Source organism: Bacteroidota bacterium (assembly GCA_021300195.1).
Classification (GTDB): Bacteria; Bacteroidota; Bacteroidia; order J057; family JAJTIE01; genus JAJTIE01.
In genome coordinates, this window is the sequence record JAJTIE010000005.1 from 68043 (window position 1) to 81380 (window position 13338).

General features: G+C 59.3%; 7 protein-coding genes. 5 read left to right on the forward strand and 2 right to left on the reverse strand.

Annotated elements, in window-relative coordinates; genetic code table 11:
* Positions 1 to 10 precede the first annotated feature (10 nt).
* Together LW884_01625 and pheT are read left to right on the forward strand one after the other, a co-directional pair.
* Positions 11 to 1522, forward strand: a complete 1512-nt coding sequence (locus LW884_01625; protein MCE3007035.1) for a quinol:cytochrome C oxidoreductase — start codon at positions 11 to 13, stop codon at positions 1520 to 1522.
* A gap of 245 nt (positions 1523 to 1767) precedes the next feature.
* Positions 1768 to 4155: a phenylalanine--tRNA ligase subunit beta gene (pheT, locus tag LW884_01630; GenBank protein ID MCE3007036.1), complete on the forward strand. Its 2388-nt coding sequence runs from the start codon at positions 1768 to 1770 to the stop codon at positions 4153 to 4155.
* A gap of 162 nt (positions 4156 to 4317) precedes the next feature.
* Here the strand turns inward: pheT and LW884_01635 are convergent, their stop codons facing one another.
* Both LW884_01635 and LW884_01640 read right to left on the reverse strand, forming a co-directional pair.
* Complete coding sequence (locus LW884_01635) at positions 4318 to 4884, reverse strand: hypothetical protein (protein ID MCE3007037.1); 567 nt, start codon at positions 4882 to 4884, stop codon at positions 4318 to 4320.
* 186 nt (positions 4885 to 5070) lie between these two features.
* Entirely contained in the window at positions 5071 to 7452 is a 2382-nt protein-coding gene (locus tag LW884_01640) for a TonB-dependent receptor (GenBank protein ID MCE3007038.1), read from the reverse strand.
* Positions 7453 to 7681: 229 nt separating this feature from the next.
* Between LW884_01640 and LW884_01645 the strand changes: the two genes are divergently transcribed.
* From LW884_01645 to bamD, 3 genes are all read left to right on the forward strand, one after another.
* On the forward strand, positions 7682 to 10996 hold the full coding sequence (locus LW884_01645) for a T9SS type A sorting domain-containing protein (protein ID MCE3007039.1): 3315 nt from the start codon (positions 7682 to 7684) through the stop codon (positions 10994 to 10996).
* A gap of 163 nt (positions 10997 to 11159) precedes the next feature.
* Complete coding sequence (locus LW884_01650) at positions 11160 to 12335, forward strand: acetyl-CoA C-acyltransferase (GenBank protein MCE3007040.1); 1176 nt, start codon at positions 11160 to 11162, stop codon at positions 12333 to 12335.
* A 116-nt stretch (positions 12336 to 12451) separates the two neighbouring features.
* Positions 12452 to 13336, forward strand: a complete 885-nt coding sequence (gene bamD, locus LW884_01655; GenBank protein ID MCE3007041.1) for an outer membrane protein assembly factor BamD — start codon at positions 12452 to 12454, stop codon at positions 13334 to 13336.
* The last annotated feature ends 2 nt before the right edge of the window (positions 13337 to 13338 follow it).

A 13338-nucleotide genomic window follows, 5' to 3' on the forward strand; every position in this document is an offset into this window, starting at 1 on the left:
ATTACAGACCATGGGTCACGGCCATCCTTCCACATTCAAGCCTGTAGAGTACTACCGTTTCGGGGGTAAAGGCAAGCGTATCACGCTGGGTATTCTGGCATTCGGACTGCTGCTTACGGTGGTCGGGCTGCTGATTGCTGGCGGAAAGGAATATAGCATGCACGCACCCGCCTCCAGCGGGCACGGGGATCATCATGCCGCCGCACAGCAGGCTACTGGCCACACGCCTGCAGCCTTGGTAAACCAGCATGAGCAGGCTGCGACTGCCGCTCCGGAAGATTCCGCTCAGCAGGCCGAGACACAGCAAACCACGCATGCCCCGGCAGGCACGCAGCACCCAGCTGATGCGCATGCTGCTCCGGCACAGGGCGAAACCCATGCTCACCCCTGGGAGGGCCACTACAGCTTTATCCACTCCGAAAAGGACCTGCCCACCGCTGATAAGCGATTCTTTAGCAATCTACTGATCAACGGCTTTATCTTTACCGGCGTAGCCCTGCTGGGTCTATTCTTCATTACGGTACACCATGTGGCCAACGGCGGCTGGTATGTGCAGCTACAGCGCATAGCCGAGAGTATGGGCTACTGGCTATTTATTGGCCCGGTTATCCTGCTTATTGTTTACTTCGTAGCCGGAGACAGCCTGTACATGTGGCTGAACCCCGAGGCAATACAAGACCCCGAGGTACGCGCACTGGTAACAGATAAGGCTGCCTGGTGGCTGTCCGATGGCTTTTTTGTTGCTCGCCACCTGGTTTTCTTCAGTTTGTGGATTCTGCTCTTCTGGCTCATCCGCCGCTCTAGCCTGCGCGAAGACACACTGGCCGGAAAGCAGAGCTGGATCCAGCGAAACAAGCTCAGTTCGATCTATATCCTGGTCTTTGCCCTTACGTTCTCGGCTGCTAGCTGGGACTGGCTGATGAGTGTAGAAACTACCTGGTTCTCCACCATGTTTGCCGTACGCACCTTTTCCAGTGCTTGGGTTATGGCGCTGGCCATCATTACCCTGGTGGCAGTTTTTCTGAAGCAGGCAGGCTATATGCCTACCCTCAGCCCCAGTATTTTTCATGACTTGGGCAAATATCTCTTCGGCTTCAGCATCTTCTGGACCTACATCTGGTTCTGCGAGTTCCTGCTAATCTGGTATGCGAACATACCCGAGGAGGGCATCTACTTCTATAATCGTTTGGGCGACTACGGCTTTAGCTTTGGGCTAATGGCCATTCTCAACTTCCTGCTCCCCTTCCTGGTGCTGATGACCAACCAGAGCAAGCGCAGCCTGCCTACCCTCGTATTCGTATCCTGCGTGCTACTGCTGGGCCACTGGGTAGACTTTTACCTGATGGTTATGCCCGGCTCAATGGGCCCATTCGGTGAGATAGGCCTGCTGGAGCTGGGAATGTTTATCACCTTTCTGGGTGCTTTCCTCTTCGTGCTGGGCACCTTCCTGGCCAAGAAGCCCCTCATGCCCAAGAATCATCCTTACCTGGAGGAGTCTCTGGGCCACCACTACGATATCTAGACCAGGCCCACCTGGGCTTTGGGCTGATTGTAGACTTTATACACACACCTGCACAGGGTAGCAAGCGAGAGCCGTGCTACCCTGTTTTTTTGTTGCGGGTTGGATGGGCTCTGCCCCACCTGTGACGGGGTTGAAGCTGGCGGGCATTCTCGCCTGGGCTGCGTGCAGGCTGGGGTTGCGGTACACGTTCCGCATAAATCTGGCAGGCGGGGGTGGCTACCCGTACCCTTTTGTTAATTTTGCGCATGCGAGTATCTGAAACCTGGCTGCGCACCTATGCGCCACAGTTGCCCGAATTGGATCGTTTGGCGGAGGTGTTGACGGACATTGGCCTGGAGGTGGAGGCTGTGGAGCTGCACGAGGCCGTGCCGGGTGGGCTGCGCGGCGTAGTAGTGGGCGAGGTGCTGGATGTGCAACCGCACCCCGATGCCGACCGGCTGCGGATATGCACCGTATCGGTAGGTGCAGCGTCTCCGCTTCAGATCGTGTGCGGGGCTGCCAATGTGGCTGCTGGCCAGAAGGTGCCCGTGGCTACCCTGGGCACCACCCTCCACCCGGCTAGCGGCGAGGCCTTGGTAATCAAAAAGTCAAAGCTGAGGGGCGTAAGCTCTGAGGGGATGATCTGTGCCGAAGATGAGCTGGGCCTGTGCACCCGCCACGACGGCATCCTGGTGCTGCCGGCTGCGGCACCGGTGGGCGAGCCCCTGGCCCGCTTCCTGCAGATGGAGGACGAGGGTGTACTGGAGATTGGCCTTACCCCGAACCGGACCGATGCCCTGGGCCACTATGGTGTGGCACGCGATGCCGCAGCGGCCTTGCGCATACCGGTTTCTCTGCCCGTTTTAGGGCCTGTCGTGCACAGTTATCCCTGCCCGGTACAGATAGAAGTACTGGCACCGGCACAGTGCCCCCGCTACTGCGGCCTGGTGATCCGGAATGTACAGGTGGGACCCAGCCCCAGCTGGCTACAGCAGCGCCTGGAGGCGGTGGGCCAGCGGAGCATCAACAATGTGGTGGATGCCACCAACTATATTATGCTGGAGCTGGGCCAGCCCCTGCATGCCTTTGACCTGGATAAGATAAAAGGTGGTAAGATCGTGGTACGCACAGCACAGGAGGCGGAGATCCGTACCCTGGATGACCAGATGCGTAGCCTCCAGCCCGCCGACCTCCTGATTGCTGATGCGCAGCAGGCACTCTGCATAGCCGGTGTGATGGGGGGTAAGGACTCCGGCACGACGGCTGCCACCACCAGCATTTTCCTGGAGTCAGCCTGTTTCCAGGCAGCCAGTGTGCGCGGCACCAGCACACGCTTGCAGCTATTTACGGACAGTGCCTATCGCTTTGCCCGCGGGGCCGACCCCGCGATCACGCTGGTGGCCCTGCAGCGCGCGGCTGCCCTGATCCTGCAGCTGGCGGGGGGCGCCGCCTCCGAGCTGGTGGACCATTATCCGCATCCGCTTGCTCCTGTGGTGGTGTCTTTTTCGCTCGATCGCCTCAATCGGCTAGCCGGTACGGACCTGCCCGAGCACGAGGTGCGCGACATCCTGCAGCGCCTGGACTTTGTGGTGGAGGGGCAGGGTGCGCAGTTGAGACTTACTGTGCCCAGCTATCGGGTGGATGTAACGCGCTTCCAAGACGTGGCGGAGGAGGTGCTGCGGATCTATGGCTACAACCGCATCCCGATACCCACACAGCTGCTGATGAGCCCTGTGGCGGAGACCGATACGGCCCGCGACTACCAGCTGCAGCAGCGTGTGGCCGACCAGCTGGTGGCCACCGGCTACTACGAGCTGCGCACCAATAGCCTGGTGGCCGCTGGGCTGGCTGCCGATGGGGCCGTGCATACGCTAAACCCCCTGAGTGAGGAGGTGTCGGTGCTGCGCACAAGCCTGCTCCCTGCTATGCTGGAGGTGGTGGCCCACAACGTGAATCGGCAGCAGCAGGATCTCCGCCTCTTTGAGTTTGGCAAGACGTATCACCTGGCTGGGGCGGGCCAGAACTATGAGGAGCGTGAACTGCTGGCGCTCATCCAGGTGGGCGAGGATCAACTGCCGCATTGGCAGCAGCCGCCCCGGAAGGCGAGCATTTTCAGCCTGCGCCGTATCCTGGAGCAGCTACAGCAGTGGCTGGGCACACAGGCCCAGGTAACTGAGCTGGGTGATGATCTGGAACTGGCCTATGGCCTCAGCTTCCGCCAAGGGAGGCACCAGTGGGCCAGGCTAGGCCAGGTGAAGCCCGAGCTAGTAAAGCAGCAAGGCCTACAGCTGCCTGTTTTCTATGCGTGTATCGACTGGCCCTATCTGAGTCGGCAGCACCGGGCGGGCCGGACGACTTATCAGCCGCTACCTAAGTATCCCGCTGTTCAGCGCGACCTGAGTATGGTGGTGCAGCCAGGCATGGGCTTTGCCGAGATTGCCCGGCTGATCCAGCAGTGCGACCGGCAGCGCATCCAGCGGGTAGACCTCTTCGACCTGTATCAGCCCAAGGGCAGCACCGAGCGAAGCTATGCCGTGCGCATACAGCTGCAGGATCCGAATCAAACCCTGCAAGATGCCCAGGTACAACAAGTAATGGACGCCGCCATCCAGGCGCTGGAATCTACCGGGAAAGTACAGATTCGCAGGGCCTGATGAAGCCCATGCGCACCGAATGCAGCCTGGTGTGTATAGGTGTATAGGGTAGCGGATGCACCGCTGGCAGGCTAAGCCTGGCAGATCACACCTGGTCTACATCGGCGGGGTTCCCCAGGGGCGTGCCAGGCAGGTGGGCCCGGATTGGTACCCGGATGCGTATTATTCGTTCTCCTCGTTATCAGTGGGTTCCAGCTCTTTGCCATCCCATCCCCAGCTGCTTTTCCGGATGTTCGTATTTGCCAGGGCTAGCTGCACGCCCTCTTGTAGCTGCAGGTATTGCGTGCCCTTCAGGCGCATATCGCTCACATGCTCCTTTACTTCCAGTTCGCCCAGCACGCTGGTGAAGTAGCAGAACACCCGCTTGAAGCCCCTGAGAATAGGGCGGCTGTTGCCATAGGTGGCCTCCATCCATTTGCGCCAGGCAGCTTCGTCCAGTATAACAGCCTGGGTGTAGTCCTTCAGCACCTTCTGGGCCGCTACCAGGCCGGGCATGGTACTGGTAAATAGGATTGGGTCGTGCAGCACCCCGTCCTCGTCCTCTTCATCAAAGGTGTCTGCCTCGTGTGGTTTTAGCAGTCTGGAGATATGCTCAGTCAATACCCGTACCTGCGCCTTTTCAAGGTCGCCAAATCCTTCGGTGGAGGGTTTGGTCTTTTCCGCCAGCGCCTTCAGCTCGGGCATGTGCTCATTCAGGAAGTCGATGATGGCGGTATCGGTATCGGCCATACGGGCGGTAAACTCGGTGATGCAGGCCGCTGGGTAGGGGCATCCCTGCTACAGCCTGCTCACAAATATATCAAAGCGGGGGCATTGTACTACACGCCCTAGCGGTTATCCTTTGCACATCCACACCTCTCCAGCTAGTTCGCGCGGGTATGGATGTGTGCACACATCCCCTCATCCCCGCCTGTACTAGGAGCGCAGGCTGTGGGTGAGGGGCACACTAAGCCGGATAAGCAGATTGCGGCCTGGCTCGGGCAGGTTCAGGAAGCGGTAGCGGCTTAGGTGGTGAAAGTAGCGCACGTCGGCCAGGTTCTGCACCGTGAGGCTCCACAGCAGGCGGAGCCTGCCCCACTGTGTGGTTACCCCTGCCGAGGCGGACCAGAGGGTGTAGCCGGGTGTAGCGGGTTCATTGCGTACCACACGGCCTTGGGCCAGCACCCACTGGCTAGCCAGGCGCAGATAGGGGCTGCGCAGCCCTTTCCAATCCCGGAATGTGTATTCTGCATCGGCCACCCATCGGTTGGGTGGCATAAAGGGTAGGGGCAGGTTCTCGCCCAGATTTTGCCCATACAGGTAGGTATAGCCGGCGCCCAGGTGCAGCCGCCCCAGGTGCCAGTCGGCCTGCAGCTCGCCGCCATACAGCAGCGCAGGGTCCTGTGCGTAGCGGTACAGCTGGCGGGCATCTGGCAGGGGGCTGAAGCGAGCCGTGGGGGTTAGGTACAGGTAGTTGTCGAAGTAGCTGAGGAAGGGTGTAGCGGATAGTTGTAGCCGTTTCCGCGTCCAGTACAGCCCCGCATCCAGCTGCCATCCCCGTTCCGTATTCAGTTCCGCATTTCCCTGCTCGTGCCGAAACGAGCCATGGTGCACCCCGTTGGCACTCAGCTCATAGGGCTGCGGAAAACGGAAGTAGCTACCCAAGTTCAGCTTCAGGTTCAATGCCTCGAGTGGAAACCAGGATAGCCCCGCTGATGCGGCCACGTTGCCAAAGCTGCGATCTAGCGCGGGCCCGCTCTGGGTAGTTTCGTCGGGCTGGCCATTGCGCACGAATACGGATCGGTACGGGTCTGTTTGTATCTGGCCCCAGTCGGCCCGCAGTCCCGCGTTTACAAACCATTTTTGTTTCCATTCCCACTCCTGCAGCAGGTATACCCCCAGCTGGCCCTGCCGAAAGGCCGGAAACAGAAACTCGAAGCCTTCCACCCGGTGGGTTTGTCCCTGCGCCTGTACCCCCAGTACCCCCTGCTTGCCCGGCAGCCAGTGCTGATACAGGCGGGCATTCAGGCTATAGCTGTGCAGCAGCAGCTGCAGGGCCAGGTTGCCCGCTGCGGGTCGTCCGTGTGCATCCGGAAAACTAAACTCCTGCCGCAGGTTGCGCTGGTAGCCCAGCTCCAGCTCCAGCCAGTCTTTCCCCAGTATCAGGTTGCTTTTGCTCACCATCTTCAGGTGCCTGGTGCGCTGGTAGGGCAGGCCTATGTTTCGGCTATCGCCATCGGGCGCGGTGTTTAGCACATTGGGGATGCCCACTGCACCTATAAAGATGCCCGCCTGCTGGTCGAAATGGCTAACGTACAGGTGGCTGTACCCCCAGGCCCCATGCCTGCCCAGCATGGCCGATACATTGCGCTCGCGCCCGGCCGTATTTTTCAGCCGGTTGCTATAGATGGGCAGCACAAAGCGGTTGTAGTTGAAGGTGGTGGCTGGCACCCGGTAGTCGGCATAGTCCTGCGTGCTGAAGCGCAGGCTGCCTAGCCAGGGGCCCCGGTGCAGGGCCAGCTTGGTGCTTTGCCAGTAGTTTTCATTCAGGCTCATGTATCCTGCCTCTGCCTGGGCCTCCAGGGTGTTTTCCTCTGGCTCCGGCTCCGGCAGTATGTCTAGCACCCCGCCTATGGCCTGTGGGCCATACACCAGTGCAGCCGGGCCCTTCAGGATCTGCACCCCGCCGGCGGAAAAGGCGTCTATCTCCAGGCCATGGTCTTGGCCCCACTGCTGCCCCTCTTGCCGCACGCCATGCTGCACCACGGCTATGCGGTTGAAGGCCAGGCCACGAATGACGGGTTTGGCAATGCCTGTGCCGGTATTGATGTAGCTCAGGCCCGGGGTGTAGGCCAGGGTCTGTAGCAGGTTGGTGTTCGCATTCTTGCTCAGGTAGGCCGCATCCAGGTACTGCACGTTCAGGCTCTGGCGGCGGGCATCTATCTTCAGGGCATCTCCCTCCACATGTATGGTCTCCAGTTCCAGTTCGGTGGGGAATAGCTGGATGCGCAGGCTGATAACCCCCTGCTGGCTTGTGCTATCCTCCAGGTGCAGGTCTCGCTGGTGGGGCCGATACCCATTCATGGATACATGCAGGTGGTAGTGTGCGGGCCGCACCCGATCTAGCAAAAACTGGCCCAGGCTGTCTGACAGAGCACCCTGGTGCGTTTCGTGCAGCTCTACGGTGGCACCTGCCAAGGGGCTGTTGTCCTCATCGGCCACCACCCCCTGTATGCGCAGTAGGGCCTGTGCATGCAGGCGGTGCCCCACGGGCAGGAGCAGCAGTGTGGCAAAGAGGAACCAAAAACGGACGCGCATCTTGCAATTGAGTTGCAAATTTAGGGCTTGTTTGCGGCAAAAGCCAGCGCATGGCGGACATGACTTTAAATTTCAAGCTTGCAACCGAAGGGCCTGCTTTAACCGTATATTCGTTTCAAATCAGATTTTTTTAAAATTAAACCAAAGAATGAATCTTCTTCGCAGTTTTCTTGCTTGTTTCTCCCTTGCCTTACTATGGAATGCACCCGAAACGCTGCATGGGCAGTGCATGATGGTCCCCGTGTCGCTGGAGGCTAGGGTGCAGAATGCCGATGCCATTGTGGAGGCCCGGGTGACGGGTAAGCAGGGCTTCTGGGACGACGACCATAGCCGAATATACACCGCCTACACCCTGTCTGTTAGCCGCAGTTTCAAGGGGGGGCCTGCCGCACAGCTCCAGCTGGTGGCTCCGGGTGGGCGCGTAGGTATGGACCTGCAGGTGGTGGAACCCTCACTACAGCTGGAGGTAGGCCAGATGGGTGTTTTCCTGCTGAGCCGGGAATACAGCCTGCTGCAGGCTTCGGCCCCGCATGTCTATCAGGCCTTTGCTGGCCCGCAGGGCTTTATCGCGTTGCAGGAAACGGGCGAGGGCCACGACCCCTTTGCCAGCTATACCGATGCCTACGCCCAGGTGTTCGAGTCCATCATGCAGCACACGCAGGCATCCTACCAGGTGGTGAACCTGCAGCAACCCCACCTGTGGGTACCCGGCGAAAAACGACCCGATCAGGGCGACGGCCTGAAGCCCTTAGGTACCAATGCCGTGCCTAACATTACAAGCTTTAGTCCCACCACCACCACAGCAGGCACCGGTTCGGTACTCACCATTACAGGTTCCAATTTTGGCACATACAGCGCGGCCAATAGTGCGATAAGTTTCCGAGACGCGAACAGTTCGAGCGCCTTTGTGGATGCGTTCGCCTCGGACATTGTCAGCTGGACCGATACTGAGATCAAAGTCCTGGTTCGCACGAATGCTGGCACAGGTGCTATTCGGGTAAGAAACGTGGATGGCACGGCTACCAGCACCGCCAACCTTACGGTACTCTACAACCTTACTGGTGTGAATTCGACACAAACGGTACCGGCTGGCAAGTTTTTTCAGCCCGAGCTGACTGGCCCAAACGGTACCGGGGGCTATACCTTCCAGTATTCCACCAACTTTGCGGCCAATGCAGACGCAGTGGCCAGCTTTGAGCGTGCCCTACAGAGCTGGCGGTGCGCCACGGGCGTAAACTTCACCATGGCTGCTGGCACCACCACCATCACTTGCAATTCCGGCCTCGATGCGGTTAATGTGGTTTCTTTTGACACCGACTGCCAACTTCCCAGTGGGGTGCTAGGCATCAATGCCAGCAACTATGCGGGCTGCATAAACAATGGACAAGAATATTGGTTTGTAAGGGGGCACGACTTGATATTCCGAACCCCCAACAACCCGACTGTCTGGGAGTTTGGCCCGGCGCTGCCAGCTACCAACGAAACTGACTTCGAGACCGTGGCCCTGCATGAGCTGGGGCACACCCACCAACTAGGGCACGTTATCAACAACCAGTTTGTGATGCACTTTTCACTAGGCAACGGTGTAGCCAAGCGCAGCCTGAATGCCACCAGCGACCTGGCCGGAGCCAATGCGGTGCTAAGCTGGAGCGACAACCAGAACAGCGTAACCCGGTGTGTACCGGCACCGGCTGCCCACACCCGCCTGTATCCCACCGACTGCGCCCCCCCCCGCATCCGCTTTGCCAATGCCCTGCAGCCCCAGAGCCTGAATGAGGGCGGAGCCAACATGAATGCCGCTACCGGAGACTGCCGCCGCTACCGAGACTACCCCATTACCATGCAGATAACAGGTAGCCCTACCGGAAATGCTACCGTTACCTTCGATGCAGCAGGTAGTACCGCTACGCCCGATGCAGACTATGCCCTGTATAATGCTGCCGCTACGGCACCTATTACCAGCCTGGTCTTCCCGGCTGGCAGCAATGCCAGCCAGGCCTTTACCCTGCGGCTGTACGACGACAGGGCCGTGGAGGCACAGAGTAGACTGCGACTCAACTTTTCCATCTCCGGCACTACCAATGCCCTGAAGGGTTCCGGAAGGGACACTACCCTGATCGTCAACTTTGTAGATAACGACCTGCTACCGGCCAATACCGTGCCGCTACCTACGGTAAACGACGACCTTACCACCGCAACCGTATACATAGGTCCCAGCGATACCGTAGTGGTGTACGATGACGGCGGCGAGCTGATAGGCGTACTGGCCAACCTGAGCCAGCATAACTATGGCTGCACCACCGTAGAGGTAGACCGCGCAGGCACCGGGGCAGTGGCCTTTCAGCGTACGCCTACGGGCACCCTGGCCACCCAAAAAACGCTGCTCATTACCCCCACCAACAGCAACCCCGGAGGATCCTTCCTGTTGACCGCCTACTTTACCGAAGCCGAGATAGCCGGCTGGGAAACCGCCACCGGGGGTAGCCGTGCCAACCTTACCCTCTTCCGCTCCGGCGGCAAGATTGGCAATGTGAGCCCCACTAGCCCGACACCGGCCGGAAACCCCTCTTCTTCCAACCGGTACGGCACCAGTCCGGTTTCGGCTAATTTTGGCGGTGCGGGCGTAGCTCATGCCCTTGCCGCCCAGTTTCCTGCTGGCCTGGGCGGCTTTGCCGCCGGCCTGGGCAGCCCCAACGGCCCCATCCTGACCATCGAGGTTCCGCAGCTTACCCTAAGCGGTAGCCGCCAGGGTACCTCTGCCAGCTTCCAGCTACAGGCCACCCCTGCCGGTGTAGGTGGTACTCTGCGCCTGGAGCGCAGCCTCACCTCCGACTTTGCTGCGCTAACCGAGGTGCAGAGCCAGGCCTATGCCACCAGCCTGACCTTTGCCGATGCGGAGGCACCTTTTAGTGTAGTCTATTACCGGGCACGCTGGCAGAGCACCGGGGGCGATGTGGTGTATAGTGCTGTGGTGCAGCTGGCGGCCCTCAGCCCCGAGCTGACGTTGACGGGCAGCCGCCAGGGTGCCACTGCCGCCTTCCAGCTACAGGCCACACCTGCAGGCGTATCCGGTACCCTGCGGCTAGAGCGCAGCCTCACCTCCGACTTCGCTGCGCTGACCGAGGTACAGAGCCAGGCCTATGCCACCAGCCTGACCTTTACCGATTCTCAGGCTCCCACTACTGCGGCCTATTATCGCGTGCGCTGGCAGGGAGCTTCCGCAGGCCAGACTGCCCTGAGCAATGTGGTGCAGCTGCAAGCCGTAACGCCCACCAGCATTGTCAGGTCCGTGGGCCAGGATACACCCCCTTTCCAGCTGTATCCCAACCCCAGCCACGATCGGCAACCCACCCTGGCCTATCAGGATATGGCTGCCTTCTCCATATCGGTGCACAATAGCCTGGGCCAGCTGGTAGCACAGTATGCCCGTGCGGCCGGTAGTGGGCTTGTTCAGCTCGATCTGCGGCAGCAACCCGCAGGTGTATACACCGTTTCGCTAAGCACCGCCAGCCAGCAGTGGCACAGCCGGTTCGTGCTGCAATAGCCGACTGTGCGGTTATAGACCAACGTGTTTTTTCCCGGCTAAGGAGAATTAGCACTAAACCCGGGTAGTTAAGATAAGAGGCAAACAGGAAGCTTGTAACGGCCCCTGTTTGCCTCTATCTTTGTCCGGGCTATCAGTCAGAATTTTTTTCAACCCTATAATTATGAATGAAGTGTATATCGTAGGCATACAGCGCACGCCGGTGGGTGCTTTCAATGGTAAACTGGCCAGCGTAAAGGCTACCGAACTGGGTGCCATTGCGCTGAAGGCAGCCCTCGCCCAGGCAGGTGTGCCCGCCAGCAGCGTAGACGAGGTGTTTATGGGCAACGTAATGAGTGCCAACCTGGGCCAGGCACCAGCCACACAGGTGGCCCTGGCAGCCGGCCTGCCCGACACCGTGCCCTGCACCACCATAAACAAGGTGTGCGCCAGCGGCACCAAGGCTGCTATGCTGGCTGCCAATATGATTCGCCTGGGGGATGCGCACATCGTAGTAGCAGGCGGCATGGAGAACATGAGCCAGGTGCCCCACTATGTGCAGAGCTACCGCACAGGCCATAAGTTCGGCAACACCGAGCTACTGGACGGCGTGGTAAAAGACGGCCTACAGGATGTGTACAGCGGCATGATGATGGGCGAGGCGGCAGAGCTGTGCGCTGCGAAGTACAGCATCAGCCGCGAGGCACAGGACGAATACGCCATCCGCAGCTACAAACGCGCCATTGAGGCCACTGAGAATGGCAGCCTGAAGCCCTACATCAGCCCCGTTACCATACAGGGCCGGAAGGGTGACGTAATAGTGGATACAGACGAGGAGCCAGCCAATGTGCTGTGGGACAAGATTCCTACCCTGAAACCTGCCTTCAAGAAGGAGGGCACTATTACCGCTGCCAACGCCAGCAAGCTGAACGACGGTGCCACGGCCATGATCCTGGCCAGCGAGAAGGCCGTAAAGGAGCTGGGCCTGAAGCCCCTGGCTCGCATAGTGAGCTATGCCGATGCAGCCCTGAAGCCCGAGTGGTTTACTATAGCGCCCAATGATGCCGTACGCCTGGCCCTGAAGCGCGCTGGCCTGAAGGCTGCAGATATGTCTTTCTTCGAGATCAACGAGGCATTCAGCGTAGTAGCCATGGCAAACCAGCAGCTGCTAGAGGTGGATGCCGAGGCTGTGAACCCATTTGGCGGAGCCGTAGCCTTTGGCCACCCGCTGGGCAGCAGTGGTGCCCGCCTGATACAGAGCGTGGTAACCGGCCTGAAACTGCGTGGAGGCAAGTATGCCGCCATGGGTATATGCAACGGCGGGGGCGGTGCCAGCGCCATGGTACTCGAAAATGTGTAGACAGCAGCCGCTGCCACACCCCATACAGGCCCCACATGTGGGGCCTTTTTTATGCTTGGTTATACGGCCACTATGTGGGCAGTAGTGGCCGCTTTATTTTGTACCTTTGTGCCCTTATGCGTAGTGCGCTCTTCATAGCCGGGCTGTTTGCCGTACTGCTCTCTCTGGCAGGCTGCGATGCGTGCAAGAAGATGGCCAAGAGCAAGGACCTGGCCCTGAAGGACTCTGCCGCCTACTGCTACTACGATAAAAAGCAGTACGAAAGCGCGGCCCTGCTGCTGGAGGAGCTGCTGGGTATATACCCTCCGGGCGAGAAATCCGAGAAGACGCTCTTCTACCTGGCCAATGCCAAATTCTTTTCCGGTGAAATGATCAGCGCCAGTTTCCTGTACAACGAGTTCATTCAGCGCTACCCGAGTAGCCGCCGAGCACCCGATGTGCACTACCAGCTCGCAGAGACCCATGTGAACATGAGCCCGTCCTTCTACCTGGACCAGGGCGATACCAAGAAGGCTATTGAGCGCCTGCAGCTATTCATAGAGCTGTATCCGCAGGACGAGCGCGTGCCCGAGGCAACCAAGACGCTGGACGAGATGCGAGACAAGCTGGCGGAAAAAATGTATACCCAGGCCGATCTCTACCTCAAGATCTATCACTTCCAAAGTGCCGTGCTGTACCTCCAGGCCGTCATCCAGGAGTATCCGGATAGCCGCTTTCGCGAGGCCGCCCAGTACAAACTCTTCAAGGCACAGGTATACTATGCGGACAATAGCGTGGCAGAGAAGCGCCTGGAGCGCTACGAAGAGGTCCAGGCCCTGTACCTGAAGTTCATAGACAAGTTTCCCGAAAGCAAGTATATTAGGCCTGCCGAAAGCCTGTATGCGGGCCTGGATAAAAAGATACGACTGGTAAAGGCCGGAGACGAGGAGAGCCTGAAGAAGGAAACAAAGAACCGGCGCGGACGGCGTAGGATAGACGAAGAAGAAAAGGAGAAAAAGTAGCC

Coding starts and splice junctions, on each gene's coding strand:
- LW884_01625 (MCE3007035.1), top strand. CDS start 11: ATGGGTCACGGCCATCCTTCCACATTCAAGCCTGTAGAGTACTACCGT.
- pheT (MCE3007036.1), top strand. CDS start 1,768: ATGCGAGTATCTGAAACCTGGCTGCGCACCTATGCGCCACAGTTGCCC.
- LW884_01635 (MCE3007037.1), bottom strand. CDS start 4,884: ATGGCCGATACCGATACCGCCATCATCGACTTCCTGAATGAGCACATG.
- LW884_01640 (MCE3007038.1), bottom strand. CDS start 7,452: ATGCGCGTCCGTTTTTGGTTCCTCTTTGCCACACTGCTGCTCCTGCCC.
- LW884_01645 (MCE3007039.1), top strand. CDS start 7,682: ATGATGGTCCCCGTGTCGCTGGAGGCTAGGGTGCAGAATGCCGATGCC.
- LW884_01650 (MCE3007040.1), top strand. CDS start 11,160: ATGAATGAAGTGTATATCGTAGGCATACAGCGCACGCCGGTGGGTGCT.
- bamD (MCE3007041.1), top strand. CDS start 12,452: ATGCGTAGTGCGCTCTTCATAGCCGGGCTGTTTGCCGTACTGCTCTCT.